General features: G+C 45.6%; 21 protein-coding genes. 7 read left to right on the top strand and 14 right to left on the bottom strand.

All coding sequences use genetic code 11. The annotated features are described in order from the left end of the window. Positions 1–6: 6 nt before the first annotated feature. The 4 genes from CYLST_RS03095 to CYLST_RS03110 all read right to left on the bottom strand — a co-directional run bounded on the left by CYLST_RS03095 (position 7) and on the right by CYLST_RS03110 (position 2,484). Positions 7–198: a hypothetical protein gene (locus tag CYLST_RS03095; protein WP_015206241.1), complete on the bottom strand. Its 192-nt coding sequence runs from the start codon at positions 196–198 to the stop codon at positions 7–9. Positions 199–227: 29 nt separating this feature from the next. Continuing rightward, positions 228–992 (bottom strand): pentapeptide repeat-containing protein, encoded by a 765-nt coding sequence (locus tag CYLST_RS03100; protein WP_015206242.1) that lies wholly within the window; start codon positions 990–992, stop codon positions 228–230. Positions 993–1,123: 131 nt separating this feature from the next. After that, positions 1,124–1,534, bottom strand: coding sequence for a hypothetical protein (locus CYLST_RS03105; protein WP_015206243.1), 411 nt, complete (start codon positions 1,532–1,534; stop codon positions 1,124–1,126). After that, positions 1,531–2,484: an SGNH/GDSL hydrolase family protein gene (locus CYLST_RS03110; RefSeq protein ID WP_041232936.1), complete on the bottom strand. Its 954-nt coding sequence runs from the start codon at positions 2,482–2,484 to the stop codon at positions 1,531–1,533. Before CYLST_RS03110 ends, CYLST_RS03105 begins: the two co-directional genes overlap by 4 nt. A gap of 187 nt (positions 2,485–2,671) precedes the next feature. Between CYLST_RS03110 and CYLST_RS35705 the strand changes: the two genes are divergently transcribed. The 4 genes from CYLST_RS35705 (at position 2,672) to CYLST_RS03125 (ending at position 7,189) form a co-directional block, all read left to right on the top strand. Further along, positions 2,672–3,085 (top strand): RNA-guided endonuclease InsQ/TnpB family protein, encoded by a 414-nt coding sequence (locus CYLST_RS35705; RefSeq protein ID WP_245587460.1) that lies wholly within the window; start codon positions 2,672–2,674, stop codon positions 3,083–3,085. Between the two features lie 128 nt (positions 3,086–3,213). After that, positions 3,214–3,459, top strand: a complete 246-nt coding sequence (locus tag CYLST_RS03115; RefSeq protein ID WP_041232937.1) for a hypothetical protein — start codon at positions 3,214–3,216, stop codon at positions 3,457–3,459. Positions 3,460–3,896: 437 nt separating this feature from the next. Beyond that, positions 3,897–4,037, top strand: coding sequence for a hypothetical protein (locus CYLST_RS35070; protein WP_015206245.1), 141 nt, complete (start codon positions 3,897–3,899; stop codon positions 4,035–4,037). A gap of 284 nt (positions 4,038–4,321) precedes the next feature. After that, positions 4,322–7,189, top strand: coding sequence for a glycerol-3-phosphate acyltransferase (locus CYLST_RS03125; RefSeq protein WP_015206246.1), 2,868 nt, complete (start codon positions 4,322–4,324; stop codon positions 7,187–7,189). Positions 7,190–7,401: 212 nt separating this feature from the next. On the opposite strand, the gene CYLST_RS03130 is transcribed toward CYLST_RS03125, so the two are convergent. Next, positions 7,402–7,971 carry a hypothetical protein gene (locus CYLST_RS03130; RefSeq protein WP_015206247.1) on the bottom strand — a complete coding sequence of 190 codons (570 nt, stop codon included), beginning with the start codon at positions 7,969–7,971 and terminating at the stop codon, positions 7,402–7,404. A 23-nt stretch (positions 7,972–7,994) separates the two neighbouring features. Between CYLST_RS03130 and CYLST_RS03135 the strand changes: the two genes are divergently transcribed. Further along, positions 7,995–8,180, top strand: coding sequence for a hypothetical protein (locus CYLST_RS03135; protein ID WP_015206248.1), 186 nt, complete (start codon positions 7,995–7,997; stop codon positions 8,178–8,180). Positions 8,181–8,265: 85 nt separating this feature from the next. On the opposite strand, the gene CYLST_RS34105 is transcribed toward CYLST_RS03135, so the two are convergent. Next, positions 8,266–8,457 carry a hypothetical protein gene (locus CYLST_RS34105; RefSeq protein WP_157162518.1) on the bottom strand — a complete coding sequence of 64 codons (192 nt, stop codon included), beginning with the start codon at positions 8,455–8,457 and terminating at the stop codon, positions 8,266–8,268. Next, complete coding sequence (locus tag CYLST_RS03140) at positions 8,444–9,220, bottom strand: hypothetical protein (RefSeq protein ID WP_157162519.1); 777 nt, start codon at positions 9,218–9,220, stop codon at positions 8,444–8,446. Before CYLST_RS03140 ends, CYLST_RS34105 begins: the two co-directional genes overlap by 14 nt. A 227-nt stretch (positions 9,221–9,447) precedes the next feature. On the opposite strand from CYLST_RS03140, the gene CYLST_RS34110 reads away from it, so the two are divergent. After that, positions 9,448–9,612 carry a hypothetical protein gene (locus tag CYLST_RS34110; protein WP_157162520.1) on the top strand — a complete coding sequence of 55 codons (165 nt, stop codon included), beginning with the start codon at positions 9,448–9,450 and terminating at the stop codon, positions 9,610–9,612. A gap of 5 nt (positions 9,613–9,617) precedes the next feature. Here the strand turns inward: CYLST_RS34110 and CYLST_RS03145 are convergent, their stop codons facing one another. From CYLST_RS03145 to CYLST_RS03170, 6 genes are all read right to left on the bottom strand, one after another. After that, positions 9,618–10,274, bottom strand: a complete 657-nt coding sequence (locus CYLST_RS03145; protein ID WP_015206250.1) for a hypothetical protein — start codon at positions 10,272–10,274, stop codon at positions 9,618–9,620. A 19-nt stretch (positions 10,275–10,293) separates the two neighbouring features. Next, positions 10,294–10,707: a hypothetical protein gene (locus CYLST_RS34115; RefSeq protein ID WP_157162521.1), complete on the bottom strand. Its 414-nt coding sequence runs from the start codon at positions 10,705–10,707 to the stop codon at positions 10,294–10,296. Continuing rightward, positions 10,679–11,902, bottom strand: coding sequence for a hypothetical protein (locus CYLST_RS03160; protein ID WP_157162522.1), 1,224 nt, complete (start codon positions 11,900–11,902; stop codon positions 10,679–10,681). Before CYLST_RS03160 ends, CYLST_RS34115 begins: the two co-directional genes overlap by 29 nt. A 120-nt stretch (positions 11,903–12,022) precedes the next feature. Continuing rightward, the gene (locus CYLST_RS32125) at positions 12,023–14,011 is read right to left on the bottom strand and encodes an eCIS core domain-containing protein (RefSeq protein WP_015206252.1); all 1,989 of its coding nucleotides are present in this window, start codon (positions 14,009–14,011) and stop codon (positions 12,023–12,025) included. A 116-nt stretch (positions 14,012–14,127) separates the two neighbouring features. Beyond that, positions 14,128–14,319, bottom strand: a complete 192-nt coding sequence (locus CYLST_RS34120) for a hypothetical protein (RefSeq protein ID WP_157162518.1) — start codon at positions 14,317–14,319, stop codon at positions 14,128–14,130. Beyond that, the gene (locus CYLST_RS03170) at positions 14,306–15,082 is read right to left on the bottom strand and encodes a hypothetical protein (RefSeq protein ID WP_245587461.1); all 777 of its coding nucleotides are present in this window, start codon (positions 15,080–15,082) and stop codon (positions 14,306–14,308) included. The genes CYLST_RS34120 and CYLST_RS03170 overlap by 14 nt, the downstream gene beginning before the upstream one ends. 227 nt (positions 15,083–15,309) lie before the next feature. Between CYLST_RS03170 and CYLST_RS34125 the strand changes: the two genes are divergently transcribed. After that, positions 15,310–15,474 carry a hypothetical protein gene (locus CYLST_RS34125; protein WP_157162520.1) on the top strand — a complete coding sequence of 55 codons (165 nt, stop codon included), beginning with the start codon at positions 15,310–15,312 and terminating at the stop codon, positions 15,472–15,474. Between the two features lie 5 nt (positions 15,475–15,479). Here the strand turns inward: CYLST_RS34125 and CYLST_RS03175 are convergent, their stop codons facing one another. Beyond that, positions 15,480–16,136 (bottom strand): hypothetical protein, encoded by a 657-nt coding sequence (locus CYLST_RS03175; RefSeq protein ID WP_015206250.1) that lies wholly within the window; start codon positions 16,134–16,136, stop codon positions 15,480–15,482. Between the last annotated feature and the right edge of the window lies 1 nt (position 16,137).

The raw sequence follows: 16,137 nt of genomic DNA on the forward strand, positions 1-16,137 counted from the left end.
TTTTGACTAGATATCAACATTGATATTTTCAATCTGTCTAGCAGCTTTTTCCCAAAACTTGGCGGAAACCTCATCTTTCCAATGAGTTCTCAGCTTTTCTGCTTTTTTGTGACATATTCGCTCTAACATCTCTAGGATCGCGGCTAATGTCAACTGATCAATTAATCCTTCTAAAACCTCCATATCTTCTTTTTTCATGACAGATACCTCCTTAAAGTCATTTGCTGTCAGACTGTAACAAGTTCCTCTTCTGGAAAGATTGCTCCTCGCTTTTCTAAGTCAGATTTAACATCATCAGAAAGTCCGACATTAAAACCAAATTCTGCCTTTTCTACTATGGCACTGCTAAAATTTGTCTGGGTCAAGTTGGCACCGCACATATCAGCACCAGTGAGGTCAGAATTCATCAAGTCAGCATTGCTGAGGTTAGCACCCCTGAGGTCAGCATGACTGAGGTCGGCATCTATGAGCAACGCATTACTCAAGTTAGCACCCTCCAGATAAGCACGGTTAAGTTGAGCAGACTGCAAGTTGGCACACCTCAAGTTAGCATCACTCAAGTCAGCACGGCTCAAGTCGGCTGTACTTAAATCAGCGTTGCTGAGGTTAAAGCCGCTGAGATTGCAAGCAACTCCTGTCACACCAGCTAAATTAGCTCCAGCAAAATCTTCAGCCGGATTTAGTTCAGAACTTTTAACTAACTCAGAAAAGTTATCGGTCTTTGCTTTCTGAAGCAGCTTCAACAGCAGGTCAATTTTCTTCTGTTCACTTGTTGTTTGCTGCTGAGTTACTCGCTTCTGTTCACTCCAAGCAACAAAGCCAATCCCGGCCACACAGCTTAACGCCATAGCAAAAGCTGATGGTTTACCACCTGTGAGCAGTAACATAACTAAAAAACCCACACCAACTTGAGCCGTTTGCTTGACTAAAGAATTGAATCCGGCAATAGTTTCTTGATAAAGACTAATTTGCTGACGACTAGTTGAGGTCATAACAATTTTGGAGTTTGAATTTTGGTGAATCAGCACGCACAAGTGTCTTTTTTCCACGCCAGATGCTAGCCACCTAATGCAGTCGCGACTGCACCAAGCCGAAGAAATTGGGAATGTTCATGCTTAAGCTGCTATGGGTTCCTCAATTTCTTGATATGTAGCCAAAAACGGGCAATTATGCGCCCTGCGAGCACAATCCACCACAAAAAATCCGATGTAACGATGATGAAGCAAGCATAACGAGCTGAACCCCAGGCATTTTCTGTCAAACAAACATCAAAACTAGAGAAATCTTTGCCAAAAATGCTTTGACTGACGAATCCGGTAAGTTTCAGGAGAATACTCAGGGCGATCGCATCTTGAATTGAAGCATACACTGTTCTTCCCAATTGCCCCATCAACCCATATAGTAACTGATCCACAAATTCGCAAACGTTGATCACCAGTGTTTTGGTACTTTTCCCCAATCGCGTATTTGCTAAAGGCGAGTCCTCTACAGGCTTTGGCGATGATGGCGGTTGTACGTTCGATGGCTGGTTCATACCAATTTTAATATTTCTAAAAGCGATCGCTCTATAACTTTACTCACAAGCTGATTTCCTTGGGAGTTAAGATGAATGTGGTCTTTGTACAAAGCTTGCGGGTTGGTGGTTGCTTGGAATATTGGCAAAAAATCTATATAGGTAATTTGCCCCGCTTTAGTAAAATCACGGAGGCGTTGACGGGCAACGATTTCATAATCGCGCGAGCCTGATTCACTAATTTCTCGGAGTAAAGGCGTCATAGCTAGTAGGAATTGGCTGTTGCTTTGGTGAGTCAGTGTTTGAATTTCACTAATCGCCTCTAGATGAACGCCGACGCAATCACCTACTTGATCATGCAAAGCTTGGATTTCTGGAATTGGCTTTTGCTTAAAAGCGTAACGCTGCAATACTTCCACTATTGCCAAGGGTGGTTGATGATCGGGATAATTGCGATCGCGTCCCACGACTAAAGATGTCGGCGCCATAGCAAACAAGTCATCGGTATTAATTAATAACACCAGCGCCTGAGCGTGGAAATTGCCAAACTTCTGCAAATAAGCTAATTCGTTTCGCGGACTCCAAGAGTTAGCTGAAGCATTTAGTACTTCTACTTCCCGATAATTACCAGGCTTGGCTGCTGCTAAAGAATCCATCATCAAGCTAGAAATCGTCTGCGTCTGAGGAGTCCACCAGCCACCATTAGCAATAGAGTCACCTAAAAGAAGCACGCGCAGCGTTGAGGATGCAGGTGTCGGATTGATGGGCGCACTCCGCATGGAATACTCGTTAATCGCAATCCGATTACCAAAGCGACGAGTTTCTTGGTTAGGCGCTAACAAATAACCAATATTTTCATCTCGAATGTAAATCAGGGGATTACCAAAGCCAAATAGCGATCGCAATCCTAACTCTATCGCCACAAACAATAGAACAGCCACCGCCAAAATTACCAACAGAGCCACTTTCACCTGCAAACACCCCAATAATCTCTAAAAATTTTAGTATTAAACTATACTAACTAATTATTGTTTGGATGCAACGCCTGCGGCATTGGCTCCTATTAGTACGGTTAGCGATCCCAGAATCGGCTTGTATTGTAACTTTTAAAGATGGCGAGGGTAAATTCAGCTTGACATCGCGGAAAATTTCCGGGTGATGCGGTCCGCTTTGCGCGTTCGCAGCAGCGCTGAGTGCAAAGCATCCCGTCAGGGATACGCGATCGCTGATATGGGATTTTATGAGTTCCGTAGACAGCTAGAATACAAGACTCAACTATATGGCAGTAAGTTAGTAGTTGTAGATAGATTTTACCCCAGTAGTAAAACTTGCTCTAGTTGTGGTGAGAAAAAAATATCTCTGTCACTCTCTCAACGAGTATTCCAATGTGAACACTGCGGTTTTGAGTGCGATAGAGATTTAAACGCTGCTATTAATTTAAGTTCCTATGCGGCTAGATTAGTCGGGGAGAGCCTGTGGACTCTCTTGTGCCGACACTTCCAGGTGGAAACAGGAAGAAAAAGCAGACAATTGTTAGCAATTGTTAGCATTTTTGGATCGGAAAGCGACTAAAACTCAAGCGTTGCCGAAGTTTTAGCAGTGTGTGTAGTCGAACTGCTAAATTATTTTCGCTTTGTTCCCCGAATGTAAAGCCGCAACCACAGCCATCCTAACCCACTGCCACCCTGGCACAAGGTAGCGTGGAAGCTCTCACTGCTCAGGGTTGGTATAAAAGTGTTTATGGTGTGCAGGCAAATTACAGAACTTACTCGACCGCGCCAAAGCTTCATTTCAATAGCCCAATCAAGGTTCTTTTTTATGTTGATATTACGGGTTCCCCATACACCTGTGCTGTCATAGCTCACTTTCAACCCGGAGATCAGAAACTAGATGATGGACTGTTGAATGCTGTAACGATTCGACGGGATATTCGACTTCCAGAATAAAATTGCCTATAAAGTCAAGTGTGATCGTTGATCTTGTTAATGCGATCGCATCTCTCTCGTAGGATGCGTTCCTTCAGACAATCTCTCATCTCAAACCAAACGTCTTTATGGGAACGCACCATCTCCATTAATTTCACCTTCCCTACGGGACGCTACCCAAACTGTGATCGCAAAAAGGCACGATGTTCGCATTCGCCAAAAGCAAATATTGTTCTTAAAGCCTCGACTTCGCTCACTTCGACTTCGCTCAGTAACCACGGCTTTAATCTTGATTAACCATCAATTCTTGCGGTCACATCAAGTATTGAGAGATACAAAAGATAAATTTTGCCAAGCCAAAACAAAATCATAATAGGAATTTAACATCATCCGCCAACAGAAAGACTACAATCAAAACTGACGAATTAGTACAGTAATCAAAGGAGGCATACAAAGCTATGTCCGACTTAAATCGCGGAATTATGAAATTTAAGGGCGCAGATTCGCCAAAAGCAGTCACCATCTCTACTGTGTTGCTTTTGGGGTCGATTGCTGCTCTTGTCCTTTGGGCGCTACAAGCTGCCTATGCCCTAAACTAGAATCCCTTAGTAGCCGAGAAGGACACTGGCAACAACGGTCTCCGTTACTGTCAAGTGTCCATCACGCAACTAATAAACAATTAAAAATTAAAAATTAAGAATTAAAAACTGAAACACAAGTTACCTGTAGATATACCTGGCGTTCCCGGAGGTTAGGGATATTAGACCCTAACATCCTGATAAGATCAGAGTAGTTTTAGAACCAGCCAAACAATTTCTTGAAAAATTAAAATTTGCGATTGGCGATTTTAGATGGAAGATAAATCTAAAATCCGAAATCCACAATGTTTGAACTTTGGGGTATCCTTCTTATTTTAATTGCCTGTCCAGCCTTAGGGGCACTACCGCTGATTGCCTGGATTACCTACGCCTTGAAGGGAAGACGATTAGCACAGATTGGCACAGGAAACATTAGTGTTTCAGCCGCTTTTTATCACGGCGGCACATTGGTGGGCGTTCTGGCAGTTTTGTCAGAAGCTTTGAAAGGAATTGCCGCCGTCTTAATCGCCCGCGCTTTTTTCCCACAGGGATCATTTTGGGAATTGATTGCCCTGATTGCCTTGGTAATCGGGAGATATGCTCTGGGTAGAGGGGCGGGAACAACCAACGTCTCCTGGGGGTTTTTGGTACATGATCCCCTAGTGGCAGGATTTGTGGCTTTGTTGGCAGCCATCAGCTTTATAATTCTGCGGTCTAGGCTTGCAGTCAAATTTGGGGTTTTAGTTTTATTTCCCCTAATTGTCTCCATCCTGCACGCTGACGATTTCCCCAGAATCATGGCGGCGATTGTTTTAGCTGGTTTAATGGCCTGGATTTACACCAAAATTCCCGATGACATGAACCTCCCAGTCCAACAGGCGCAAACACAGTCTCAGGCGATGATCGAATATTTACAGGGTGAGCAAGTGCTAGCATCTCTAGATGAAGAATTGGATGCGGCGATAGTCGGAGAGAAAGCTGCTACATTATCTCAAATTAAACGTTGGGGCTATCCTGTGCCTAAAGGGTGGGTAATTGCCCCGGTTGATGATCCCGAAGCGTTGATTGAGTTTCTCCAGCCATCAGAATTATCCCCTCTGGTGGTGCGTTCCTCCGCCATTGGCGAAGACTCAAAACAAGCTTCTGCCGCTGGACAGTACACAACTGTTTTGAACGTCACCAGTAAACAAAGCCTGTACGAAGCGATCGCCACTGTGCAAGCTTCTTACAATCATCCAGCCGCCGCCCAATATCGCCACGATCGCGGTTCCAAAGAAGCGGCGATGGCGGTGCTGATTCAACAACAAGTCCAGAGTGTGTTTTCTGGTGTAGCTTTCAGCCGCGATCCCATTACCCAACAAGGTGATGCTGTGGTGATTGAAGCCTTACCAGGTAGCCCGACGCAAGTCGTTTCTGGACAAGTGACACCAGAACAATATCGAGCTTTGATCGTTGAGACAGAAGACAATTTATCTTGTGTCAAATTAGAAGGTTCAGGGCAAGTTCCCCCTTCATTAATCAAGCAAGTTGCATATTTAGCCCGCCGACTAGAAAAACGTTACCACCGTATTCCTCAAGATATTGAGTGGAGTTATGATGGACAATCCCTCTGGGTGTTGCAATCTCGTCCTATCACCACCCTGCTACCGATCTGGACCAGGAAAATCGCCGCCGAAGTAATTCCTGGAGTAATTCACCCGTTAACTTGGTCGATTAATCAACCATTAACCTGTGGAGTTTGGGGAGAAATTTTTACTTTAGTATTAGACAATCGCACCCGTGGGTTAGATTTTACAGAAACTGCGACGTTGCACTATTCTAGAGCTTATTTCAATGCCTCTCTCCTTTGGGAAATTTTTCTGCGGATGGGATTACCACCGGAAAGTCTGGAGTTTTTAACCAGGGGCGCAAAAATGACGACACCTGCGTTGGATTCCACTTGGCAGAATTTGCCGGGGCTTTTTAGGTTACTTCAGCGGGAACTGAGTTTAGAAAAGGATTTTAAGCGAGATTATCGCCAGAAGTTTATTCCTGGGTTGATGCAGTTAACGAACGAATTGATGGAGGAAATGTCACCGCCCGATCTGTTAACCAGAATTGACTTAATTCTAGAGTTGCTACGTCAGGGAACTTACTACAGCATTTTAGCGCCTTTGAGTGCTGCGGTACGGCAGGCTTTAATGCGGGTGAAAGATGAACAAATTGATCATAGTGTCGCCCCTGAGGTAGCATCAATGCGATCGCTGATGCTTCTCGCCGCAGATGCCAAGCAAATCTTACCGGAGATTGAGCCAGAAAATGTGTTTGAGCAATTGGCGCAAACCCCTGAGGGAAAGAGGGTTTTAGAAGACTTTGCCGAATTGCTGGATGATTATGGTTATTTAAGTGAAGTGGGGACTGATATTGCCGTTCCCACTTGGCGAGAGCAACCCCAGCCGATCAAGCAGTTGTTTGTGCAGTTGATCTTGGGGAGCGAACCGCCAAATAATCAGCTTCTTGCTTCCAAGCGCCTGGGGAAATTTGTGCAACGGCGGGTGGATCTCAAAGGGCGAGTTACTGAAGTTTATTCTCGGCTGTTAGCAGAATTGCGCTGGAGTTTTGTGGCCTTAGAGAAGATTTGGTTAAGCTCCGGCTTGCTGCGGCAAGTAGGGGATATTTTCTTTCTAGAGTTAGATGAAGTGCGGCGTCTGGCTACAGGTTCCGATTTAGTTTTGCGAAATAAATTGTCGGAGTTAGTGCAATTGAGGCGATCGCAATTCCTCCAAGATAGCCAAATAAGAGATATTCCTCAGTTAGTCTACGGCAATACACCGCCCCACCCCGATGCCCCTTCTGTCCACTACTCTAGCCAAATTTTACAAGGCATTCCTGCCAGTCATGGCCAGGCTCAAGGACGGGTGAAGGTGTTGCGAAATTTACAAGACGTAGGCCATATAGACCGGCAGACCATTCTGGTAGTACCTTACACAGATTCCGGTTGGGCACCAACTTTAGTCAGGGCGGGAGGATTGATATCTGAAGTAGGAGGAAAACTTTCTCACGGTGCGATCGTCGCTCGTGAATACGGTATTCCCGCCGTGATGGATGTGCGAGGTGCTACATCTATTTTGGCAGATGGTCAACAAGTACGCATAGATGGGTCTAGGGGGATTGTGGAACTATCTAACGACTAATCTCCCCGCCCAATTTCCTGTTTAACCCTCAAGCGACGAATTTTAATAGAAAGGTAAAATGCAACAATTCTTTTTTGCTTTTACCTTTTTTTGTTTCGTGAAGAAACAAGATTAAGGGGATGCGAATGCAGGGCGAGAGCCTACGCATTTTTACCAGCATTCCCATCCTGGGAATTAGCTGAAACAAAAATTCATCCCACATAGCTGATTATCTAAGTTTTGTTTTGCACAGTCAGCATAATAGGGCCAGCCGCCAGTCGACCACTCCAACTATTTCTTCCCGGCTCTACTTCATAGACTGCATACAGTTTATAAGTACCGGCTGCTAGCGGCTTGGTACCATTAATTGAACGAACTGCCCAAGCTACCACATCCACTTGGTGCTGAATACTGACTCCGGGTTCGAGGTGAGACCGAACAATACCGGACTTGTCTCGTTCATCCATCAACTCCAGCTTACGAGTGTTCCCCAATTCATCCTTTAAGCGCAGTGTATACCAATCTAGGTGGATATCACCTGCATTTACATGACTCAACACTTCTAAAGGCGCGGTGCCAATATTTTGTAGATGCAGTTCCACGAATCCGCCGTCCGTAGACAAGCCAAGCCTTAGACCACTTACCTGCTGGCCCCAAGAAACAGATGCAGCATTTGCGTTCGTCTTTGATAAGTTCATAATTGGTTGTACTTCTCTAGAGACACTAGCTGGCGCATCGCCACAGCCCAACAGCACGAGCAAGGCAAGCAGCCGACAGCAGCTAACAATGAAAAAGCTTCTCATTTCTCAAATTGAACCGTAACGCTATGTTTGCATTATTAAGCGAGGGTGTGTTTGTTGGGCAGCCGTTAATTAACCCTTTGGGCGGTACTGTAAAAGTATCCGGTGCATATTTATTTTTGCTGGTTTTTGGGGCAGTGTTGGGGATTCTAAACTGGCTTGGCTGCTTGGGTTTATACATCTTGTTCCTGAATGAGTTGGGGTGGAACTGACAAAACTTTTTCTATTTACTTTATTACACGAATAGGTTGGGTGATATTACATATGGAGTGAGATATGCGGCGTAAATAACGCAGTCTACAAGATCGGCGATCGCGTATCCCTGACGGGATGCTTTGCACTCAGCGCTGCTGCGGGAGTGCAGATCGCAGCGCCAATAGCGAGCGCGCAAAACGCCCGCTCTCTTGCAATCGCCCGAATACCCGTTTCATCAAAAAGCGATCGCACAAATTTTTTAAAATATGCCGATAAGTCTCTAAACTCTAGCAATACTGGAGGTTTGTGCCACTTGAGCAACCTCTGGAGGAGGAGCCAGCGAACTTACACAAATAAGCAATTTACCTTCAACAGTCACCTTCTGATCTACAAAGCGTTCAATTTCTGCTGACGGGCGGGGTTCCAAACCTAACCTGACCATGCTCCGGGCATCAGGCGGTTGATATGGATTATACACCTGGGGGCTGCCTTCGACCTCAATAAAAATATGACCCGTAAACACCGGTGCTGTCTGATCAAATGGGCGGGGTTTCTTTTTGTAAACCAGACGTTTGCGGTAAATCCCAACAAGTTGAACCTTTTTTCCATCAAGACGGCAACATACGCACCATCGCCTTTCCTGGGTCACGCTACACGAAAGGCATCGCAAATTGGGCAAATTCACCTGAATTGGGTCTGCATTGACAAGATGTTGCCAGTTCAATAAGAAATTGACTGATTTTTTCTGGCGTTCAGAAACTAAAATTGGCGTTTCACCCCAACCTAAGAGGCAATGAACTACTACAACGCCATGCAAATCAGTTGGTGTTCTGTGACGCTCATAATGATCCACAAGATAAAGTGGGGTCAACTTAACCTGATAACTTACCACCTCTCCAGGTTCTACAGAACGGGTAATTGGGATTTCGATACCGTAATAATCAACTTCCGAATCTGGAGGATTAACGCCATGTAGAACCAACAGGGAACCATCATCTTGCAAAATGAGATACGGCATCCTTTGACTATCAAACACATGAATTGTTGCGTTACTCACATTTTTGATTTGGTAATGCAAGGTAACTTCACCATTCGGATCTTGAGTAGATGAACAAAAGACTTATAAGGGCTGAGTTACCGAAACGGATTGAGTTATGGGAGCAGAACCTTCAAAAGTCTTATGTGGTAACTGAGCAGCTAACAGCTTACAACCTACTAAGCTTTCCACCCTAAATAAAAATAGAAGAACTAGTTTGTAAAATTTTTGCATTGAGGCAGAAAGTAATGGTAAAAAGCGATGCCTACAGTGGGCTACGCCTACGCATTTTGGGGAGAATGAGAGCGATATCTACGATGGGCTACGCCAACGCACTTTTACCCGTTTCATCGATAAGCGATCGCCTAAGGCAAGCTACGCGAACAGTATCGCACTTTTATCTATTTCACTAACAAGATCAATCTGAAGTAAGCTTCACTTGCAGCTTCATACGAAGGTCTCCAGCCATCAATACCTGAACCTCATGACGATCAGGGGTAAACTTGGAAGTAACTCGCTCACTTTGAGCGAAAGTAACATCAGCACGTACATCACTAGTGGGATCGCTGCTAAACCATGCTTCGGCAGGTTCATTGCCAATAGTCAGTCGATCAGCAATGATTACATCCACAGAGAGGGAGTCTTTGGGAGGAATACCCCAAAAAGAAATAGGCAAGCCGCGCAAAGTCACTTCAGCCTTTGGAGGTAGCAGTAATATCTGGAAACCTCCTGTACCCTGAAAGCGACCAATAATCACCCGTCCCTTTCCACCCAGATGAAATACCTCAACCCCATCAACTCCCTTTCCAGGCGGTAAATTCAGCTTACTCGGTAGAATGAACCAACGCGGTTCTGATTGGTCGTTGCGGAGCGTGATGTCAAAAAATAGGCTAACAAGAGGTGGACGCTGAGAACGCTGACTAATAAATTTAATTTCCACGGGGGGTAATGCTGACTGTGTAGCCATAGATATTTCCTGGTTTCTGCCATCAGAACGCCATAAGGGCGATGTACCGGGTAATACGCAGTTAGTTAAGGCAATAAGGATGCTGAGTCCTAGTGAATTTGCTCTCATACCTAACCTCTCAACTTCTTCACCTTATCAAGGTTAAGTGTTGCACCACTACCCTCGCTAAACCCGCCTTTAATCGCATTTTCAGCAAAAACCGAGTGATGTCCGAGACCAGCTGCTCCGCATCTAGGCATTTCGCGCCAATTTTCAGCGATCGCTGGAGAGCGGGGCGTAGCCCATCGCGCAAAGCGATCGCTGGAGAGCGGGTGCTGTTGCCCAACCATGCTTTTAGGATGGTTGCACCTTGCCAAAGGCAAGGTGAAGGCAAGCTGTATCCAGCAAGCCTCGGCAACATACGCACCATCGCCTCCGGCATGCTGGGCGCGATCACTCTTTTTCCCTTGATTAGACTTGGTAATGTTTGCTGTCGAATGAACGAACCAATTACAGGTGATAGCACTACAGTTTTATTTGTCTGAGAAGGAAATACGGACAACAAATGCCCCCTTGGGATCTGTGCCGACGAGGAGTAATGTGTTGGAGTCAACAATTACTGGACGGTCGTAACTTACTTTACCCTCAATACTGAGCCGACGATCAACATCAGTCGATAACTTGGTTACACGATGCTCCTTGGTTTTGCGATCTACATGAATCAGCCGATCCACTGGTCGGCTAATCTGGCCAAGATAAGGTGGGTTGGAAGCATCATCAAAAATGTCATATCCCAACAGAAAGTCATATCCAGAGTCGTCTGCCCGGATCAACCGTGCATGTTCTGGTAGTTTGCCGATGAATTCACGCTCTGTGTGATCGCCTGTGGAATGCACAACTGTCATCTGGTCATCACCAGGAATAGCCGCGAAGACCTCCTTACCATGACGCACGATTCCTGCTAACAGGCGGTTCTGTCTAGTGGCCTCTCCAGTAGGTGACATCCACGTTAACGACCCTGGATCTTTGCTCAAGAGCGCACCACCATCTGGGAGAACGCCAAGTGGATAAGCTACAAGGTCTTGTATTTTTTCAGATGTACGCATCTTATTGTCGCTGCCACCGACAATTGGCCGACGTATCCAGTAGAATACACCGTTGTCATACAACACGCGAAATAGTTCACCTTTGTAAATGAATATACCGTCATCATTTATATGATATTCACCTATATCAAGCACTTGTGGAGTAGCACCTGACACTGGATCAATTCGAGCAAATGCGCCACGAATCCGCGTACCTGGTAAGTAAACCGCGCCATCTGTATCGACGATTAGGTCGTTAAAGTATCCACGCAGCAAAGATAAATCGAGTTTGTTGCTGTCATAAGTCCCGGTACGTCGCCAGAGCAATGCTCCACTGCTGTCCACCGCTGCCAGTATGTTTTCCTTCTCGTTGCTGTCAAGACCAAGCAGGATCACACTCCCATTAGTCAGCGGCGCAATGGTAATGAGTTTATCTACCCGCGCCGCATCAGTGTTTAGCAGCCGCCAGGAATTACCTTCTTGGGTTGCCACTTTGCCCTTTGTCAAGACTAGCCACAGTTTACCATTTACCCCTTGTATGAGATCCGGTGGAATCTGGGTACTGAACTCTGGCTCAAACTTATTACTAGTTTGAAAAGTAAAGATACGAGGTTGAATATCTGGAGTAGACCAGGGTAGATCCGCGACCACTGACATAGACGAGATTGACACGTTAACTCCTCCAACAGAATTCGACGGCGTTTCTTGGGACAGCACAGCATTGCTGCTATAACCAGAGAGTGCCACTAGTAATGCAATCACAAAACATAACAAGATACGCATCATAGGCTCCTAGAATGGATTAGGGGCAAATGTGACATTTAACGCCGTTAGTCCTATAACTCCCATCTGTCCATTGATTTCTTCAATAGTTGTTCGCTGAAACTTGCTGTTAAATTCGTTGGCGTTCTTTAGAGGCAATATCCACAGGCTCATAACCTCATTTTTTCCTTTGCTGTCGGGTCCTAGTGATATAGCTACATGCTCTAAGCTATTACCAAAGAAGACGATATCACCGCGCTTTGGCTGCTTACCTGGGGTGATTGGCTTGGCAGTATTGAAACCAAGGTGCTTTTTCAAGACTTCTGAATAGGCTATAGCCCCTAGACTCTTGACTTCTCCATCCGCTTGCGCCTTGGCTTCTACACCCGAATTAAATCCCGGAGGTAACTTAGAACGGTCGAATCTCGCGTTAGTGATTGTTGCATCAATTTCTGCTCGTTTTTTAGCTTCGATAGTTGGTATAAGTGGCTTTAGCGCGGTGGCTGTAGTAGTACCAGCTTTGGCTGCTTCCTCGTGAATCTTAACCAACCAATCTTTAGAGACAACACCACCAAGGTATGCACCGTACAGAACAGCCTCCCAACAATTCATCTTAGAGGCGTTGGTAGGTTCCTTACCACCCCGAACCCATAGGGCAAAATCGTTAGTGTTGGTATTTCCCCCTGTATCATTGAGTGCATCTTTCGGGCGTGTTGTACTCGTCTTGATCTGGTAATTGTCATTGGGATCAGATCCAGATCCACCAGCCCAGTAGAGCTGGTCTTTAAGCCCAAGTACTCCCTCTACAGACCGTTCACTTTTAAACTTTTGGATAATCTGGTCTTGATTCGCCACTGTCTTGGCGGGGGGTAAGTTTGCCAGGAACCAACGGGTGGTATCTGGCGTAAAGACCTGAACTAATAAAGTAAATTCGCTTTCTGGTGCATTTGCAAGTATGGACAGGACTTCACTGGACTTCTTGGCAGATATAGCCGCTTTGAGCTTTTCCGCGCTGACATCATCCTTGGCAGGCTTCTTGACAGCCTTGCTGCCATCCGAGACTTTATCCTTTATTGCCTTCCCGATATCCGACAACCAATTCCCGTGAATATTTGCGGTGGCTGTTTGTCCTACTTCCACCTGTTCTCCACTAATGACTCTATGTGCTACCTCATGTGCCTCCTGTTCTACGGCATCCTTTGGGGAGCTTATGGTTAATTCGGCTTTCATCGGTTCTTGAAGTTGAGTCTGACCCTTTTGCTGCACTACATGGGTAAGCTCGTGTGCCGTCAACTCATTATTCCCCGGCGCTTTACCAGCACCAAAGTAAATATTACTGCCATGAGCAAACGCCTGTGCGCCTAACTCCCGGTTCATCTGAATGGCTTCTTCACCCGTATGCACCCGCACTTGACTAAAATCAGTACCAAAGCGGGGTTCCATAAAGCCGCGTACATCATCCGCTAACGGACTTCCACCACTCTTGCTACTATTGAGCCGAGTTTCAATATTACCTCCAGTTTGTAAGCTACCATCCATTGCTGGCAGTGACGCCCGTTGCACGATTGGGGTAATGGCATTTGCTAGAGACTTAGTTTGTACTTGCTGCTCTATCTGTTCCTCTGGTGCCATTTCCCGTTGCACAGCAGTATCAGGCATAGACATGACTTGGCAAGCCATCTGATCTGCTTCCTGTTCGTATCTATCCCCTGGTGCGCCGACTGTTAACTTTGCCTGAATCGGCAATGTATCAATCGCAGCAGGGGCCTGTGCCATCTGCTGTACTAACCCCAACTCCTCAACACCTTCATGTTCGGATGCTGGTACAGTTTCACCCGTCATTTTCGCTGCTATCCGGTCTACCGCATCAGAACTATATTTTCGTCGCTCTGGCTGAATTGCTGATTTGTCTAACCCTTTGGGCGGTACTGTAAAAGTATCCGGTGCATATTTATTTTTGCTGGTTTTTGGGGCAGTGTTGGGGATTCTAAACTGGCTTGGCTGCTTGGGTTTATACATCTTGTTCCTGAATGAGTTGGGGTGGAACTGACAAAACTTTTTCTATTTACTTTATTACACGAATAGGTTGGGTGATATTACATATGGAGTGAGATATGCGGCGTAAATAACGCAGTCTACAAGATCGGCGATCGCGTATCCCTGACGGGATGCTTTGCACTCAGCGCTGCTGCGGGAGTGCAGATCGCAGCGCCAATAGCGAGCGCGCAAAACGCCCGCTCTCTTGCAATCGCCCGAATACCCGTTTCATCAAAAAGCGATCGCACAAATTTTTTAAAATATGCCGATAAGTCTCTAAACTCTAGCAATACTGGAGGTTTGTGCCACTTGAGCAACCTCTGGAGGAGGAGCCAGCGAACTTACACAAATAAGCAATTTACCTTCAACAGTCACCTTCTGATCTACAAAGCGTTCAATTTCTGCTGACGGGCGGGGTTCCAAACCTAACCTGACCATGCTCCGGGCATCAGGCGGTTGATATGGATTATACACCTGGGGGCTGCCTTCGACCTCAATAAAAATATGACCCGTAAACACCGGTGCTGTCTGATCAAATGGGCGGGGTTTCTTTTTGTAAACCAGACGTTTGCGGTAAATCCCAACAAGTTGAACCTTTTTTCCATCAAGACGGCAACATACGCACCATCGCCTTTCCTGGGTCACGCTACACGAAAGGCATCGCAAATTGGGCAAATTCACCTGAATTGGGTCTGCATTGACAAGATGTTGCCAGTTCAATAAGAAATTGATTGATTTTTTCTGGCGTTCAGAAACTAAAATTGGCGTTTCACCCCAACCTAAGAGGCAATGAACTACTACAACGCCATGCAAATCAGTTGGTGTTCTGTGACGCTCATAATGATCCACAAGATAAAGTGGGGTCAACTTAACCTGATAACTTACCACCTCTCCAGGTTCTACAGAACGGGTAATTGGGATTTCGATACCGTAATAATCAACTTCCGAATCTGGAGGATTAACGCCATGTAGAACCAACAGGGAACCATCATCTTGCAAAATGAGATACGGCATCCTTTGACTATCAAACACATGAATTGTTGCGTTACTCACATTTTTGATTTGGTAATGCAAGGTAACTTCACCATTCGGATCTTGAGTAGATGAACAAAAGACTTATAAGGGCTGAGTTACCGAAACGGATTGAGTTATGGGAGCAGAACCTTCAAAAGTCTTATGTGGTAACTGAGCAGCTAACAGCTTACAACCTACTAAGCTTTCCACCCTAAATAAAAATAGAAGAACTAGTTTGTAAAATTTTTGCATTGAGGCAGAAAGTAATGGTAAAAAGCGATGCCTACAGTGGGCTACGCCTACGCATTTTGGGGAGAATGAGAGCGATATCTACGATGGGCTACGCCAACGCACTTTTACCCGTTTCATCGATAAGCGATCGCCTAAGGCAAGCTACGCGAACAGTATCGCACTTTTATCTATTTCACTAACAAGATCAATCTGAAGTAAGCTTCACTTGCAGCTTCATACGAAGGTCTCCAGCCATCAATACCTGAACCTCATGACGATCAGGGGTAAACTTGGAAGTAACTCGCTCACTTTGAGCGAAAGTAACATCAGCACGTACATCACTAGTGGGATCGCTGCTAAACCATGCTTCGGCAGGTTCATTGCCAATAGTCAGTCGATCAGCAATGATTACATCCACAGAGAGGGAGTCTTTGGGAGGAATACCCCAAAAAGAAATAGGCAAGCCGCGCAAAGTCACTTCAGCCTTTGGAGGTAGCAGTAATATCTGGAAACCTCCTGTACCCTGAAAGCGACCAATAATCACCCGTCCCTTTCCACCCAGATGAAATACCTCAACCCCATCAACTCCCTTTCCAGGCGGTAAATTCAGCTTACTCGGTAGAATGAACCAACGCGGTTCTGATTGGTCGTTGCGGAGCGTGATGTCAAAAAATAGGCTAACAAGAGGTGGACGCTGAGAACGCTGACTAATAAATTTAATTTCCACGGGGGGTAATGCTGACTGTGTAGCCATAGATATTTCCTGGTTTCTGCCATCAGAACGCCATAAGGGCGATGTACCGGGTAATACGCAGTTAGTTAAGGCAATAAGGATGCTGAGTCCTAGTGAATTTGCTCTCATA

Origin of the sequence: Cylindrospermum stagnale PCC 7417, from assembly GCF_000317535.1 — a bacterium.
Classification (GTDB): Bacteria; Cyanobacteriota; Cyanobacteriia; order Cyanobacteriales; family Nostocaceae; genus Cylindrospermum; species Cylindrospermum stagnale.

Bases quoted from the DNA above. Each gene is read 5' to 3' on its own strand.
- CYLST_RS03095 (WP_015206241.1), bottom strand. From the start codon at position 198: ATGAAAAAAGAAGATATGGAGGTTTTAGAAGGATTAATTGATCAGTTG.
- CYLST_RS03100 (WP_015206242.1), bottom strand. From the start codon at position 992: ATGACCTCAACTAGTCGTCAGCAAATTAGTCTTTATCAAGAAACTATT.
- CYLST_RS03105 (WP_015206243.1), bottom strand. From the start codon at position 1,534: ATGAACCAGCCATCGAACGTACAACCGCCATCATCGCCAAAGCCTGTA.
- CYLST_RS35705 (WP_245587460.1), top strand. From the start codon at position 2,672: ATGCGGTCCGCTTTGCGCGTTCGCAGCAGCGCTGAGTGCAAAGCATCC.
- CYLST_RS35070 (WP_015206245.1), top strand. From the start codon at position 3,897: ATGTCCGACTTAAATCGCGGAATTATGAAATTTAAGGGCGCAGATTCG.
- CYLST_RS03125 (WP_015206246.1), top strand. From the start codon at position 4,322: ATGTTTGAACTTTGGGGTATCCTTCTTATTTTAATTGCCTGTCCAGCC.
- CYLST_RS03130 (WP_015206247.1), bottom strand. From the start codon at position 7,971: ATGAGAAGCTTTTTCATTGTTAGCTGCTGTCGGCTGCTTGCCTTGCTC.
- CYLST_RS03135 (WP_015206248.1), top strand. From the start codon at position 7,995: ATGTTTGCATTATTAAGCGAGGGTGTGTTTGTTGGGCAGCCGTTAATT.
- CYLST_RS34110 (WP_157162520.1), top strand. From the start codon at position 9,448: ATGGTAAAAAGCGATGCCTACAGTGGGCTACGCCTACGCATTTTGGGG.
- CYLST_RS03145 (WP_015206250.1), bottom strand. From the start codon at position 10,274: ATGAGAGCAAATTCACTAGGACTCAGCATCCTTATTGCCTTAACTAAC.
- CYLST_RS32125 (WP_015206252.1), bottom strand. From the start codon at position 14,011: ATGTATAAACCCAAGCAGCCAAGCCAGTTTAGAATCCCCAACACTGCC.
- CYLST_RS34125 (WP_157162520.1), top strand. From the start codon at position 15,310: ATGGTAAAAAGCGATGCCTACAGTGGGCTACGCCTACGCATTTTGGGG.
- CYLST_RS03175 (WP_015206250.1), bottom strand. From the start codon at position 16,136: ATGAGAGCAAATTCACTAGGACTCAGCATCCTTATTGCCTTAACTAAC.